A 14779-nucleotide genomic window follows, 5' to 3' on the forward strand; every position below is an offset into this window, starting at 1 on the left:
TGCTCTAGCCCCCGTGAAATATAACGAATACGCTATTGATTTGATAGTATTCATCACGTCCCTAACGCGCCAGCACTGCGGCCAGTGCCACACCGGTGTGTGTACCCAGCTGGACCACTGCCTCCGGTGTAGCCGCAGCCACCACTTGGCCACCGGCGTTGCCGCCGTCCGGCCCCAGGTCAATCACCCAGTCGGCCTCAGCAATCACATCCAGATCGTGCTCGATGACAACCACGCTGTGGCCAGCATTCACCAACCGGTGCAGCACCTGGATCAACTTTTCCACGTCCGCCATGTGCAGGCCCACCGTGGGTTCATCCAGCACGTACAGGGTGTGCGGCGCCTTGTTACCACGCTTGCCTATATCGTCGCGCACTTTGGAAAGCTCGGTCACCAGCTTGATGCGCTGCGCCTCGCCGCCGCTGAGTGTGGGTGACGGCTGGCCCAGCGTCAGGTAGCCCAGGCCCACGTCCTTCAGCAGTTGTAGCGGGTGGGCGATGCTGGGCATGGCGGCGAAGAAGTCCACCGCTTCATCCACTTCCATCTGCAGCACATCGCCAATGTTTTTGCCGCGCCAGGTGACAGCCTGGGTCTCGGGGTTGAAGCGCGCACCCTTGCAGGTTTCGCACAGCACTTTCACATCGGGCAAGAAGCTCATGCCGATGGTGCGGATGCCTTGGCCTTCGCAGCCCGGGCAGCGGCCTTCGCCGGTGTTGAAGCTGAAGCGATTGGCCGCGTAGCCGCGCGCCTTGGCTTCCAGTGTGTCGGCAAAGAGTTTGCGGATGGTGTCCCAAAAGCCGATGTAGGTGGCGGGGCAGCTGCGTGGGGTTTTGCCGATGGGGGTCTGGTCCACTTCCAGCACGCGGTCGATGGTCTCGAAGCCGGTGACGCCCTCGCAGCCGGTCCATTGGATTTTTTCGCCTGCCTCTAATGCGTCTCTGCCCGCTTTGGTGCTGCGTTTTTGGACGGCGACTTGTACGTTGGTTAGCAGCACGTCGCGTGCAAGGGTTGATTTGCCGGAGCCTGATACGCCGGTCACTGCGACCAGGCGTTTGAGGGGGATGTGGGCGGTGACGTTTTGCAGGTTGTGGAGGTTGGCGCCTTTGACTGTTATCCAGTCAATGGGCTCGTGTTTGGCTGAGCCCGCAGCGGGGGCAGCCAGGGCGGGATCCCCCGACGCGTAGCTGATGTCGTCACCCGCCCTGGCCGCCCCCGCTGCTGCGTACTGGGCTGACACGCGCGCACGTTCTGCCAGCTCCGCGTTGGCTTCCACGCTGGACGACACGCGGGACGCGGCAATCAGCGCTGCCTTCAAGGCTTTGCCTTTCAACGGCTTGGGTCCGTTCGCGCTCCCCGCACCCGCGGCCGGAGCCGGTGCGCCGGGCGACGATTTGGGCTTGCCGTATGAGGAGCCCGGCGTACCGGCTTCGGCCGCAGCGAGCGCCAACGACTCCGCATACGAAACAACACCGCGACGCACCATGAAAGGATGCTTCATCGCGTGCAGCAAATACCGCCCTGTCTGCGACTCCCCAGCCGCCTGCACATCCGCAACAGACCCTTCCGCAACGAGTCGCCCTCCCCGCTTACCCGCACTGGGCCCAATGTCGATGATGTGGTCCGCATGGCGAATGGTGTCCTCGTCATGCTCCACCACCACCAGCGTATTGCCCTTGTCGCTGAGCGATCGCAAGGCCCCCAGCAGAATCTTGTTGTCCCGCGCATGCAGGCCAATCGTTGGCTCGTCCAGCACGTAACACACACCTTGCAAATTGCTGCCCAGTTGCGCGGCCAAACGGATGCGCTGCGCCTCGCCACCGCTGAGCGTGGGGGCTCCACGGTCCAACGTCAGGTAGCCCAGGCCCACCTCTTCCAAAAACTCGAGACGGCTCTTGATCTCTGGCACCAGGTCGCGCGCAATGTCACCCTCGCGCTTGGTCATGCCGCCCAGTACCTGCAGGGTCTGCACCCATTTGCGCACATCGGTCACACTCAAACGTGCAATGTCGGTAATGCTCACGGCGTTGAACTGCACGGCCCGGGCGGTGGCGTTTAGCCGTGTGCCCTGGCAGGTAAGGCAGGTGGAATCGTGCAGGTCTTCGATATCGGCTTCGGCAAAGGTCTGCTCGCGGCCCTTGTTGTCGTCGTCCTTCACCGAATCGTCAAACACCTTACGCTGGTCTTTGGTCAGCGCCACGCCGGTGCCCACACAATCCGGGCACCAGCCGTGTTTGCTGTTGTAGCTGAAGAGTCGTGGGTCCAGCTCCACATACGAGGTAGAACACACCGGGCAGGCGCGCTTAGTGGAGAACACCTGCACCTGGCCTATGCCGGCCGCGGGAGTACCCGCCAACATGGCTTCTTTCAGGCCATCCATGCCCGACAACACATGCACCACACCCTTGCCATGCACCAGGGCCATGGCCAGCGCCTCGCGCAGTTGCGCTTCTTGCGCCGGGTTCACGTCCAGGCTGGCAACCGGCAGCTCGATGTTGTGTTCCTTGAACCGGTCGATGCGGGGGAAGTTGGTGGTGGGCAAGAAGTTGCCATCCACCCGCAGATGCGTGAACCCACGCGGCCGCGCCCAGTCTGCCAGCTCGGTGTACACACCCTTGCGGCCAGACACCAGGGGTGCCAACAGGCCTATGTGCTGCCCCCGGAAGTTCTTCAACAGCTGCGCCGCAATGCTGTCTGCCGACTGCGGCTCCACCGCCGCGCCATCGTGTATGCAGTGCTGCGTGCCCAGTTTGACGTACAGCAAACGCAAGAAATGCCAGACCTCGGTTGTCGTGCCCACAGTGGACTTGCGACCCCCGCGTGACAGGCGCTGCTCAATGGCGACAGTAGGCGGAATGCCGTAGACCGCATCCACTTCAGGCCGGCCTGCCGGTTGAACGATGCTGCGGGCATAAGCGTTCAGCGATTCCAGATAGCGGCGTTGGCCTTCGTTAAAGAGAATGTCGAACGCCAACGTGGATTTGCCAGAACCAGAAACCCCGGTAACGACATTGAACTTGCCCCGCGGAATATCCACCGATAGCGACTTAAGGTTGTGTTCCTTAGCATTGACGATACGAATGCTGTTATCCGCCGGGGATGGGGTTACGCCGGGCGACGATTTGGGCTTGCCGTATGAGGAGCCCGGCGTGACCCCGTCCCCGGCAGCGAGAGCCAAATACTTCGCACTAGGCTCCGTCACCACATGCACAACACCCATTGCGGCCGCGTACTCACGCAAGGCCATGCCGGTGTGTGACGTGGCGTGTAGCAATAAATCTTCGGGCGTTCCATAGGCCACGACCTCACCGCCGGCATCACCACCTTCCGGCCCCAGATCGATGAGCCAATCCGAAGCGCGGATCACGTCCAAATTGTGCTCAATTACCAGTAGCGAATGCCCCGCATCCAGCAACTTGCGCAGCGCACGCATCAGCTTGGCGATGTCATCAAAGTGCAGACCCGTGGTCGGCTCGTCCAGCATGAACAGCGTGCCGCGCTTCGCCACTGCTTGGCGACTAGCGGTGCTGCTCTTGGCGGCCTCAGCCAGAAAGCCGGCCAGCTTCAACCGCTGCGCCTCGCCGCCTGACAAGGTAGGCACAGGCTGCCCCAGCTTCACATACTCCAGCCCCACATCCACAATGGGCTGCAGCGCACGAATGACGTCGCGGTCGTTGGAAAACAGGTCAGCGGATTCGGTGACGGTCAGGTCCAGCACATCCGACACATTGACGCGTTTGCCCTTGCGCTCAATCGTCACCTCCAGAATCTCGGGCCGGTAACGTTTGCCATCACAGTCCGGGCAACGCAGGTATACGTCGCTCAAAAACTGCATCTCGATGTGTTCAAAACCCGAGCCACCGCAGGTGGGGCAACGCCCGTCGCCCCCGTTGAAGCTGAACTTGCTGGCCGTGTAGCCGCGCTCGCGCGACAGATCGGCACCAGCAAACAGTTCGCGGATCGCATCCCACGCGCCGACATAACTCACCGGGTTGGAGCGTGCGGTTTTGCCAATGGGCGATTGGTCCACAAACACCACCTCGCTCAACTGCTCGGCACCCAGCAGGCGTGCATGCGCGCCCGGCGTTTCAGTGGCCTTGCCGAAGTGGCGCAGCAAGGCGGGGGCCAGCACGTCCTGTATCAGCGTGGACTTGCCCGAGCCGCTGACGCCGGTGACACACACCAGACGCTGCAGCGGAATGTCGACCGAGATGCTCTTGAGGTTGTGCTCGGTCACTCCTTCCAGAATCAGGCGGGGGGTGTTCTCGGCCACCATGCGCTTGAAGCCCATGCCCACCTGTTTGCGGCCACCCAGGTAGGCACCAGTTAGGGTGTCGGCGCCCTTGAGTGCTTCGGTGCTGCCGTCAAACACGATTTGACCGCCCTTCTCACCAGGGCCAGGGCCCATGTCGATCATGCGGTCTGCGGCGAGCATGACGGCCGGGTCATGCTCCACCACCACCAGCGTGTTGCCCGCATCGCGCAGGCGCTGCATGGCCACGATGATGCGGTGCATGTCGCGGGGGTGCAGGCCTATGCTGGGTTCGTCTAGTACGAAGAGTGTGTTGACCAGGGAAGTGCCCAGCGCGGTGGTCAGGTTGATGCGTTGGACTTCGCCGCCGCTGAGGGTTCGGCTTTGGCGGTCTAACGTGAGGTAGCCTATGCCTACGTCGCACAGGTACTTGAGTCTGGTGCAGACTTCTTCCAGCAGCAGTTTTAGCGTTTTGGCTTCGGCCTCTGAGGTGGCTGGGACTGGGGGTATGGCGGGCGCCTCATGGTGCGAGCACAAATCGTTGCCCGCCAAACCCCCAGCCCCAGCTTCGTACTCGATGGAAGAATGCAGAACATCCGAATGCACCGCCGCACCAAAGGACTTGCCGCCCTCCGCCGGAGACACGGCTGTGCTGGGCGGAGTGAGGTTGCCGGGCGACGATTTGGGCTCGCCGTATGAGGAGCCCGGCAACCCCGCTTCGCCCAGCACAGCTTGCAGCGAATCGAAGAAGCGCCTCAACTTGTCGATAGGCAGCAACATCAAATCATGCAAACACAAGCCCGGCAACGCTTCCAACTGCGCACGCGACCACGAAACCCCTTGCGGCATAAACCGCTTGGAGGGCAACAACACAGCATTCGCCTGTGCCTTGGTTCCAATACGCCACAACAGACTCTCGGTCTTGAGCCGCGCCCCACCACAGGTGCCACAGGGCGTGTAGCTGCGGTACTTGGACAGCAGCACACGGATGTGCATCTTGTAGGCCTTGGTCTCCAGGTAGGCGAAGAAACGGTTGATGCCAAACCAGTGCTGGTTCCACTTGCCGTTCCAGTTGGGTGAGCCGTTGATGACCCAGCCTTGTTGTTCGGGCGTCAGCTTGTACCAGGGCGTGTCGCGCGGTATGCCGGCCGCCTCGGCATGGCGCATCAGGTCGTCCTGGCACTCCTGCCAGGCGGGCGTCTGCATGGGCTTGACGGCACCGGCACGCAGCGTGAGTTTGTCATTGGGGATGACCAGGCCCAGGTCGACGCCGACAACCCGCCCGAAGCCACGGCAGGCTTCGCACGCGCCGACTGCCGAGTTGAATGAAAACATGGACGCAATCGGGTCCGTGTAGCGGATATCACTTTGCGGACAGTGCAGGCCGGTGGAGAAGCGCCACACGACAGGCTCTGCATTTGCTATGGAATTCGTAGTGGTATCACCAGATTCCACGGGGGCCACAGCCTCATTTAGCACATAGACGTTCAGGCGACCGCTGCCGCGTTTGAGGGCTACTTCGATGGCCTCCAGCACACGTGCTTTATCTACGCTGGTGATGCGGAAGCGGTCGGCTACTACGTCTAGGACTTTTCTCCGGCGAGAGTCGGAAACGGGGTCAGAGCCCGATTTCGTACCAGGCTTCGCGCTCCGTTTTGTTTTCTTTCCTGAATCGGGATCTGACCCCGTTTCCGCCACCTCCACTTCACGCTCAGCGTGGATGCGGGTAAAGCCGCTGGCGGACAACCATTGGGTCAGTTCTTCGGCCGTGGTGCTGGCCGGCAATTCGACGGGGAAGGTCAACACCAGCCGGGGGTCGGCGAGTGTTGCGGCGCGGCGCACCAGTTCGGCGTAGATGGTCTCGGGTGTGTCGTGCTGCACCGGCAGTGCGGTTTGCTTGTCGAACAGCTGGGCCGCGCGGGAGTAAAGCAGTTTGACGTGGTCGTTCAGCTCCGTCATCGTGCCCACGGTGGAGCGGCTGGAGCGCACGGGGTTGGTCTGGTCGATGGCAATCGCGGGGGGCACCCCCTCCACCTTGTCTACCGCCGGTTTGTCCATGCGGTCCAGAAACTGGCGGGCGTAGGCACTGAAGGTTTCTACATAGCGGCGCTGGCCTTCGGCATACAAGGTGTCGAACACCAGGCTGGATTTGCCCGAGCCGCTGGGGCCGGTGACCACGGTCAACTCACCCGTGCGGATATCCAGATCAATGTTCTTCAGATTGTGCTGGCGCGCGCCGCGGATGCGGATGGTTCCCTGGGTCATGTGGCGGTGTCTTTCTGGATGAGGCCAATCATTCTAGGGACTTACTCCACCACGCTTTGCCGCAAGGACTTACACCTTGAGCGTGGGGGCAACAATTTTTCGCAGGGCCGCCCCAAGGAAAATTAGCCCCCTCGGGGGGCAGCGACCCGCGCAGCGGCGGAGCGTGGGGGCAACATACACACAAGGGCAAACCCGGATGTGGAAGTCCACAACTGGCGTGCTAGAGATACGCTTTGGACAATCACCACACAACAAAGCCAGGAGACATGCCATGAAGATTGCCCACACCCTGTGGAGCGCGGCGCTGCTGACCGCGCTCGTGACCAGCGCACACGCCCAGTTGCGCATAGGCCAGCCCTCGGGATTCACCGGCTCGGCGGCGGCCGGCGTCAAGGAGAACACCGAGGGGGCCAAGCTCTATATCGACGCGGTCAACCGGCAGGGTGGCGTACACGGCCAGCAAATCGAACTGGTCACCGTGGACGACAAGTTTGACCCCGCCACCACAGCCAAGGTGGGCCGTGCCCTGATCACCGAAAAGAACGTACTGGCCCTGTTCCTGAACCGCGGCACACCCCACTCACAAGCCCTGCTGCCCATACTTGCCGAACTGCGGGTGCCACTGGTCGCCCCCAGCACCGGCGCCATGGTCCTGCATGACCCGGTCAACCCCTGGGTCTTCAATGTGCGCGCCACCTACCAGCGCGAGGCCATCAAGGCCATTCACCACCTCGCCAGCCTGGGCGTAAGTCGCATTGCGGTACTGCAAACCGACGACTCCTTCGGCGCTGACGCGGCACTGGGGGCAGAAAAAGGCTTTGCCGCAACCGGCCTCAAGCCAGCCTTGCTGCAAAAATTTCCCCGCGAAAAACCGGACCTGGCCGAGCTGGCCAGCAAGGTCAAGGCCAGCGATGCGCAGGCCGTGCTCTATATCGGTTCATCCAACAATGTGGCCAGTGGCGTCAAAGCCCTGCGCGAGTCAGGCCAGACCCTGCAGGTGGTGACCCTGTCCAACAATGCGTCCGAAGGTTTCATCAAGGCGCTGGGCGAGCATGCCCGAGGCGTGATCGTGACCCAGGTCTTCCCCAACGAACGTGCGGTGAACTACCGGCTGATCAAAGAGGCCCAGGAACTGGCCAAGACCAAGGGCTTGAGCGGCGTGTCGCCCGCCATGATTGAAGGATTTGCCGCCGCCAAGGTGCTGGTCGAAGGCCTGCGCCGGGCAGGCCCCAAGCCCACGCCCAGTGGTCTGCGCGATGCGCTGGAATCCATGCATAAGTTTGACCTGGGTGGCCTGGACGTGAGTTACAGCGCCAACGACCACAGTGGCCTGGACTTTGCCGACCTGTCCATCATTGGATCAGACGGTAAATTTATGCGGTAATGATGTGGCCCCCACGCTCCGCCGCTGTGCGGGTCGCTGCCCCCCGAGGGGGCTAAATCCGCTTGGGGCGGCCCGGCGCGGATTTTTTGCCTCCGCAGCTTACTGCGTCAGCACGCGCTCCAGCTCTTCACAGGCTTTGGCACCGGCTGCGTCACGTATCTTGGGCAGCAGGGTCAGCAATTCGTCATAACCACCGGCCGACTCCACGGCCAGGTTCAAACGAAAACCCCGAAGGCCCAGAGCGGCGGTGAGTTTGGTGGCCAGGGGCTTGGCCTCGGTGTAGCGCTCTTGGGGTGAGCGAGCCTTGAATGCGTCGTCCGCCGCCTGCACCGCCAGGTTCTGGGCCGCCTGCTCCAGGGCCAACACCGACTCGCCAGGCGCCGGGGCCAGCATTCCGTGCGCCACCATGTGCTCCACGTCTTCTGCGGTCAAGCCCAGGCTGGCTGCGGCCGCCAACACCTGCTGTACCGACTTCTGGCCATCAAACATGATGAAGGCCGTGCGCTGGCGCGCCGAAAACACTGGCAACCGTGATTTGAACGCCTGCTGTCCGGCCTCCGTTTTTATAAGTTTCATCCAGTCATCCTAGCTTGGGGGTGGCCGCCTGGCAAGACCAGCACCCGGCCTGAGCACATCAGCGCCGATAAGCACCAAAAAAAGAACTTCAGGGTTTGGGGGTCGATACCGGGGCAGAGGCAGCAGAGGCCACCAACGCAGCAGGTGCGGCCACCGGCGCGGAAGCAGCGGCTTCCGGTGCATGCAGGGCATCGGCGCCATGTTTTTCACCACCCATGTCGATGTCGCCGCCCTTGCTCAGAATGAACAGCGCCAAACCGGCAAACACTGCAAAACCCAGTGCAATTTTCCACATACTCTTCTCCTAAAAAAATGACCCCGGGCCAAAAGCGGACCGGGGTCGTTCGCGTTAGCGGGTCTTAGTCGTTGGCGTAAATGTCAACGTCTTTGGTTTCCTTGACAAACAACATGCCGATCACAAAGGTCATGCCGGCCACGATGATGGGGTACCACAGACCGTTGTACATATTGCCGGTCTGGGCCACGATGGCAAAGGCCGTGGTGGGCAACAAACCGCCGAACCAGCCGTTACCGATGTGGTAAGGCAAGCTCATCGATGTGTAGCGGATACGGGTGGGGAACATTTCCACCAGCATGGCGGCAATCGGGCCGTAGACCATGGTCACCAGAATCACCAGGTAGGTCAGGATGACCACAACGGTGACCTTGTCGAACTTGGCCATGTCGGCCTTGGCAGGGTAACCCGCAGCCTTCAGTGCATCGGTCAGACCCTTGTTGAACTCGTCTGCCTTGGCTTTGGCTTCTTCCTTGGTCAGGCCCTTGATGGAGTAACCTGGAATGACGGTTGCACCCACTGCGACGGAAGCCGTAGAACCGGCGGGGCCTACCGCGTTTTCATAACTCACCGAACGGCCGGCTAATGCCTGCTTGGCAATGTCGCATGAGCTGGTGAACTTGACCGTACCGGTGGGGTTGAACTGGAACGAGCACTCATCGGGATTGGCCGTGATCACCACCTTGTTGGCAGCCTGTGCAGCGGCCAGGTCAGGGTTGGCGGCCTTGGTCAGCGCGGTGAACACGGGGAAATAGGTCACCACCGCCAACAGGCAACCGGCCATGATGATGGGCTTGCGGCCAATCTTGTCAGACCATGCGCCAAACACGATGAAGAACGGTGTACCGATGATCAGCGAGATCGCCACCATGATGTTGGCAGTAGCGCCGTCCACCTTCAGGGCTTGGGTCAGGAAGAACAAGGCATAAAACTGGCCGGAATACCAGACCACGGCTTGGCCGGCGGTCAGACCGATCAGGGCCAAAATCACGATCTTCAGGTTCTTCCACTGGCCGAAGGACTCGGACAACGGTGCCTTGGAGGTCTTGCCTTCGGCCTTCATCTTGGTGAAAGCGGGCGACTCGTTCATGCTCAAACGGATGTAGACCGACACAGCCAACAGCAGGATGGACACCAGGAACGGCACGCGCCAGCCCCAGTCGGCAAAAGCAGCCTCACCAATGATGGTGCGGGTTCCCAGAATCACCATCAGGGACAGGAACAGGCCCAATGTGGCCGTTGTCTGAATCCATGAGGTGTAGGCACCACGCTTGCCCTGGGGCGAGTGTTCGGCCACATAGGTAGCTGCACCGCCGTATTCACCGCCCAGCGCCAGGCCTTGCAGCATGCGCAGTGCGATCAGGATCACGGGAGCGGCAACACCGATAGTGGCGTAGTTGGGGAGAATACCCACGATGAAGGTGGCCAAACCCATGATCAGGATGGTCACCAGGAAGGTGTATTTACGACCAATCATGTCACCCAGGCGGCCAAACACCAGCGCGCCGAAAGGCCGCACGATGAAACCTGCAGCAAAGGCCAACAGCGCAAAAATGAAGGCCGAACCTTCATCCAGTCCGCTGAAGAACTGCTTGGCAATGATGGCTGCCAACGAACCGTAGAGGTAGAAGTCGTACCACTCAAAAACGGTACCCAGCGAGGAGGCGAAGATAACCTTCTTCTCCTCCGCCGACATCGGCCGCGCGGCGACGGCGGCAGTTGTTGCGCTTTTCATAATGTTGTCTCCAAAGGATGGGGCCGTCGAAGTGATGGCTTGAGACAATTGTTCATGGGTGCACTGACCCTGCTCTGACGTGAAACCAACGGGAGCTTGCGCTGACCTGAACCGCCCCTGACAAACTAGGGTGAAACCCGCGCAAGACTTTCCGCGATGCAAAAAGTTTGCGCCACTATCAGGGCAAACCCGCAATCAACGCGGGGCTGCACCTGTCAGCGATGGCGCACAATTCCGCATTCGCTGTTGTTAAGGCAAGAGCCCACTTGGACGTGCCCTCTTTTTACAAACACCATGATTGATCTGGACCTGGAATCTGTTTTGCGCAAGACGGCGGCAGGCATTGATGCCATCAAGCTGCGCGACCGGGCGTTGACGCCCAAGATGCGCATGCTGCTCATCATGGTGGACGGCGCCAAGACGGGGGCCGAGTTGCTCAAGTCGGTCCCCAATGCCGATGAAGCACGCCAGATATTGGCCGAACTGGTGGGCGCAGGTTATGCAGAGCAAATCCAAGCCCCCAAGCCTGTGGCGCCCCCCCCCGTGGCCGCGCCGCCCAAGCCCGCCAGTCCCGCCGCGGATGACACCCTCAAAGTGTCAATCCGCCGCGCAACACGTTTGCTGGAAGAATTGTTGGGGCCAAGCTCCGTCGATCTGTGCCTGCAGTTGGAGCGGTGCACAAGCCAAGCCCAGTTCACGGCAAAAGTCACCGAGCTCTCCCGCATCGTCGCGGCCATGCGGTCGGAGCGCAAAGCCGCCGAGTTTCTGCTGGCCGCGACAGCTTAGCCCGTAGGCGGCCAACAAAAAAACCCGCCAATTGGCGGGTTTTTTTGTTGCTGGTGAAACAGCGATCAGTGTGCAGCGCTGCCGGCCGATGTCTTGCCATCCAGGCTGGGGTAACGCACGTGCTCTACCAGTTCCTGAATGTCTCGGCCCGGTGCCTTGGTCAACAGCGACACGATGATGATCACCGCAAAGCCCAGTGGCACACCAAACAGCCCGGCGGAGATAGGCGCAATGTCCCACCACGTATTGGCCTTGAGGATCTCCGGTGTGATGGCAGAACCCCCGTGTGTCAGCTTGTACAGCCAAGGCTGGGTGGTCACCATGTAGTAGAACGTGATGCCCAAACCGGCCACCATGCCCAGCGACGCACCCCACTTGTTGGCCCGCTTCCAGAATATCCCCAGCGTCAGCGCCGGGAAGAAAGCCGCCGCCGCAAAGGAGAACGCAGCTGACACAAGGAACAGGATGTCCGCCGGTTTTTGCGCCGCAACATAGGCCGCACACAAGGCAACGATCAACAGAAGTGCCTTGGACACCATGACACGGCGTGCAGTAGAGGCATTGGGATCGATGACTTTGTAGTACAGGTCATGCGACAGCGCATTGGCAATGGTCAACAAGAGGCCGTCAGCTGTTGACAACGCAGCAGCCAGACCACCTGCAGCCACAAGTCCCGACACCACATAGGGCAGACCGCCGATTTCAGGCGTGGCCAACACGATGATGTCGCCACCAATCGACATCTCGGCCAACTGCAAAATGCCGTCCTTATTGATATCCACGACCGAGAGCAGGGTCGGATCCACCGCACTCCAGCGCGATATCCACTCCGGCAGATTGGCAAAAGGCGTACCCACCAGCAGGGTGTAAACCTCAAACTTGGCCAATACAGCCAGCGCCGGCGCCGTGAAATACAGCAAGAAGATGAAGAACAGCGACCAGCTCACCGACTCACGCGCTTCACGCACGGAGGGTACCGTGTAGTAACGCATCAGGATGTGGGGCAGTGCCGCAGTACCGATCATCAGGCAGAAGACCAGCGCCAGGAAGTTCTTGCGGGCAATGTTCTGTGCCGCTTCGTCTTTGCCTGGGAAAGGTTGGGCATGGCGAATCGGTGGCGCAGACTTGGCTGTATTGGACGTGCGCGCCCCAGTGTAGGCAGCGGTCGCCGCCACTACATCTTTGGGCAAGCCGGCCAGGGCTTTTTCTGCAGCCTGGATGTCGGCGAGCGGACCATTTGCGGCTTTCAGATCTGCCAGCTTTTTCTCTGCAGCGGCTTTGTCAGCAGCCATGGAGGCGGGCACATCTTTGAGCTTCTCGACCGCAGCGTCTGCACGGGCTTTGAAGATTGCGCGGACTTCCAGTTCCTTGGGGTCCTTCAGAAGCAATTCTTCCTTGGCGGTGACCTTTTCCAAGGTGTAACCGTACACCACTTGGGGCACGGGAACATTGGTGTGTTTGACGGACAGCCAAACGACGGGCAACAGGTAGGCAATGATCAGGATCACATACTGGGCCACCTGGGTCCAGGTGACCGCACGCATACCGCCCAAGAACGAGCAAACCAAAATACCGGCCAAGCCCGCAAAAATACCCACTTCAAAGGCCAGGCCCGTCAACCGCGCTGTGATCAGACCCACGCCATAAATTTGCGCCACGACATAGGTGAAGGAGCACAAAATGGCAGCAAACACACCAATCAGACGGGGCAGGTTGCCCTCATACCGCGCACCCAGAAAGTCCGGAATGGTGAACTGACCAAACTTACGCAGATAGGGGGCCAGGAAAAGGGCCACCAGGCAATATCCACCCGTCCAACCCAGAATAAATGCTAGACCGCCATACCCCGTCAGGTACAACGTACCCGCCATACCGATGAAGGAGGCGGCTGACATCCAGTCTGCACCGGTGGCCATGCCGTTGTACATGGCAGGAACACGCCGGCCCGCAACATAATATTCCGCAGCGTCATTGGTGCGGCTCATCACACCGATGCCGGCATACAGCAACACCGTGCCCGCCAAGAACAGATACCCAATCCAGTTTTTGGGCATGCCAAACTGCTCCAACACAGCCAGCACCAACACGAAACCAATGAAGCCCCCGGTGTACCAGGTGTAGACCTTGTTCAGGCCCTTTTTAAAGTCGCCTTGCGACTGTCCATCACCGCCGAACATGCCCATTATTCTTCTCCTTCGTGGACACCGTATTCGATGTCAAGATTGTTCATGTAGCGGGCATAGAACCAAATGATCAGGCAATACACCACCAATGCACCCTGCGCCGCCACCCAAAACGAGAACGGCCATCCGAAGAAACTGAACGTCAGCTCGCGGGCGAAAAACACCACGACAAAGGTTACAAAGAACCATATCCCCAGCAGCAGGGCTGTGATTCGAAGATTTTTGCTCCAGTACTCCTGGTGCCTAGCAGTTAGCTGCATTTTTTGCTCCTCTAGTTAATGAAATAAACCACCGACCAACTCAAACCAAACTGGGGACCTTTAAACCCGTTTCCCGCTCCAGTTGGGCGGCCACCTTGGGCTCAAAACCTTTCAAGTGCCGAATCACGGCACGGGCTTCTTCGGGCTGCTGCAAATCCACATGCACACGTGCCATCTGGTACCAGCCAAAGGGGCTCATGGGCTGCAGCTTGGTATTGCGTTTGAGGGCGTCCAGCGCTTCATCCAGCCGCCCCTGGCGCACCAAGACAAGGCCCAGGCCATACCAGGCGCGGTCCATTTTTTCTTCGATGCGCAACGCTGCACGAAACCCCTGCTCTGCGATCTCAATCTGGCCCAGCTCTTCCGCCACAAAGGCATGGTTGAAGTGGGCGTTGGACACCTGGGGCTGCAGCGTCAGCACGCGGGCGTAGTAGTCGAGCGCTGTCGCGGGTTGACGGCTCTGGACGGCGTCGTACGCAAGGCTGTTGAGCGCCAGCACATCGTCCGGCCAGCGCTTCACTACTTCCAGGAATACGCCCTTTGCCGCACCACGCATGCCCAAAAACAACAGGGCCTTGGCCCGCCATACCAGCAGAAGCCGCTCCAGGCGGGAGCCTATGGCAGTGGGAGTTTCTATATTGCTGTGGCCTATTGGCATACCGCTGCTCCTAATTCCATACACATATCAATCTTGAGTTTGACCACTAGAACCCAGGCCACTAACAGCCAACTGGCAGCGGCCAGGGGAATGTGCTGGTCCAGAATGAGTTTCGGACTGACTTTGCGGGTGATCCACAAGCTGGGTTTGGCCGCCACGTCCAGCAGTTGCCAGAACACATTGGTATCGCGCTTGGCCCCAGCCAGGAGGCCCAGCAAAAATCGCCCCACGATGAACATGAGGGACAGCTCTATCAGGCTTTTCAAAATCACGATGGTCAATAACATGGCAGCGGTAATTTTTCGGTGTAGTGGGTCTCTTTAGTCGCACTGTGCGTAGCACGTCTGACCGTTAACTGACGACTAACTGAACGCAGACTTACAAAGCC

At 60.2% G+C, this 14779-nt stretch carries 10 protein-coding genes; 2 read left to right on the top strand and 8 right to left on the bottom strand.

Annotation, left to right across the window (positions count from 1 at the left end):
• Positions 1–61 precede the first annotated feature (61 nt).
• On the bottom strand, positions 62–6514 hold the full coding sequence (locus HZ993_RS10355; protein WP_209397684.1) for an excinuclease ABC subunit UvrA: 6453 nt from the start codon (positions 6512–6514) through the stop codon (positions 62–64).
• Positions 6515–6785: 271 nt separating this feature from the next.
• On the opposite strand from HZ993_RS10355, the gene HZ993_RS10360 reads away from it, so the two are divergent.
• Positions 6786–7898 (top strand): ABC transporter substrate-binding protein, encoded by a 1113-nt coding sequence (locus tag HZ993_RS10360; RefSeq protein ID WP_209397686.1) that lies wholly within the window; start codon positions 6786–6788, stop codon positions 7896–7898.
• Between the two features lie 99 nt (positions 7899–7997).
• Here HZ993_RS10360 and HZ993_RS10365 read toward each other — a convergent pair whose 3' ends face one another.
• From HZ993_RS10365 to HZ993_RS10375, 3 genes are all read right to left on the bottom strand, one after another.
• The gene (locus tag HZ993_RS10365; RefSeq protein ID WP_209397688.1) at positions 7998–8474 is read right to left on the bottom strand and encodes a hypothetical protein; all 477 of its coding nucleotides are present in this window, start codon (positions 8472–8474) and stop codon (positions 7998–8000) included.
• 88 nt (positions 8475–8562) lie between these two features.
• Complete coding sequence (locus HZ993_RS10370) at positions 8563–8769, bottom strand: hypothetical protein (RefSeq protein ID WP_209397690.1); 207 nt, start codon at positions 8767–8769, stop codon at positions 8563–8565.
• Positions 8770–8833: 64 nt separating this feature from the next.
• A complete protein-coding gene (locus HZ993_RS10375; protein WP_209398407.1) occupies positions 8834–10465 on the bottom strand; it encodes an MFS transporter in 1632 nt (543 codons plus the stop codon).
• Between the two features lie 333 nt (positions 10466–10798).
• On the opposite strand from HZ993_RS10375, the gene HZ993_RS10380 reads away from it, so the two are divergent.
• Complete coding sequence (locus tag HZ993_RS10380) at positions 10799–11290, top strand: hypothetical protein (RefSeq protein ID WP_209397692.1); 492 nt, start codon at positions 10799–10801, stop codon at positions 11288–11290.
• 65 nt (positions 11291–11355) lie between these two features.
• Here HZ993_RS10380 and HZ993_RS10385 read toward each other — a convergent pair whose 3' ends face one another.
• Genes HZ993_RS10385 through HZ993_RS10400 form a run of 4 tightly spaced genes read right to left on the bottom strand, consistent with a single transcriptional unit; the run spans position 11356 to position 14678 of the window.
• The gene (locus HZ993_RS10385) at positions 11356–13473 is read right to left on the bottom strand and encodes a sodium:solute symporter family protein (protein WP_209397694.1); all 2118 of its coding nucleotides are present in this window, start codon (positions 13471–13473) and stop codon (positions 11356–11358) included.
• Positions 13473–13733: a DUF4212 domain-containing protein gene (locus tag HZ993_RS10390; protein WP_209397695.1), complete on the bottom strand. Its 261-nt coding sequence runs from the start codon at positions 13731–13733 to the stop codon at positions 13473–13475. Before HZ993_RS10390 ends, HZ993_RS10385 begins: the two co-directional genes overlap by 1 nt.
• Before the next feature lie 40 nt (positions 13734–13773).
• Positions 13774–14391: a tetratricopeptide repeat protein gene (locus HZ993_RS10395; RefSeq protein ID WP_209397696.1), complete on the bottom strand. Its 618-nt coding sequence runs from the start codon at positions 14389–14391 to the stop codon at positions 13774–13776.
• Positions 14382–14678, bottom strand: coding sequence for a hypothetical protein (locus tag HZ993_RS10400; RefSeq protein ID WP_209397697.1), 297 nt, complete (start codon positions 14676–14678; stop codon positions 14382–14384). The genes HZ993_RS10395 and HZ993_RS10400 overlap by 10 nt, the downstream gene beginning before the upstream one ends.
• Positions 14679–14779: the final 101 nt, after the last annotated feature.

Origin of the sequence: Rhodoferax sp. AJA081-3, assembly GCF_017798165.1 — a bacterium.
In the GTDB taxonomy this organism is placed as follows: domain Bacteria; phylum Pseudomonadota; class Gammaproteobacteria; order Burkholderiales; family Burkholderiaceae_C; genus Allorhodoferax.

Excerpts from the sequence above, each read along its gene's own strand:
- HZ993_RS10355 (WP_209397684.1), bottom strand. The coding sequence starts at position 6,514 with ATGACCCAGGGAACCATCCGCATCCGCGGCGCGCGCCAGCACAATCTG.
- HZ993_RS10360 (WP_209397686.1), top strand. The coding sequence starts at position 6,786 with ATGAAGATTGCCCACACCCTGTGGAGCGCGGCGCTGCTGACCGCGCTC.
- HZ993_RS10365 (WP_209397688.1), bottom strand. The coding sequence starts at position 8,474 with ATGAAACTTATAAAAACGGAGGCCGGACAGCAGGCGTTCAAATCACGG.
- HZ993_RS10370 (WP_209397690.1), bottom strand. The coding sequence starts at position 8,769 with ATGTGGAAAATTGCACTGGGTTTTGCAGTGTTTGCCGGTTTGGCGCTG.
- HZ993_RS10375 (WP_209398407.1), bottom strand. The coding sequence starts at position 10,465 with ATGTCGGCGGAGGAGAAGAAGGTTATCTTCGCCTCCTCGCTGGGTACC.
- HZ993_RS10380 (WP_209397692.1), top strand. The coding sequence starts at position 10,799 with ATGATTGATCTGGACCTGGAATCTGTTTTGCGCAAGACGGCGGCAGGC.
- HZ993_RS10385 (WP_209397694.1), bottom strand. The coding sequence starts at position 13,473 with ATGGGCATGTTCGGCGGTGATGGACAGTCGCAAGGCGACTTTAAAAAG.
- HZ993_RS10390 (WP_209397695.1), bottom strand. The coding sequence starts at position 13,733 with ATGCAGCTAACTGCTAGGCACCAGGAGTACTGGAGCAAAAATCTTCGA.
- HZ993_RS10395 (WP_209397696.1), bottom strand. The coding sequence starts at position 14,391 with ATGCCAATAGGCCACAGCAATATAGAAACTCCCACTGCCATAGGCTCC.
- HZ993_RS10400 (WP_209397697.1), bottom strand. The coding sequence starts at position 14,678 with ATGTTATTGACCATCGTGATTTTGAAAAGCCTGATAGAGCTGTCCCTC.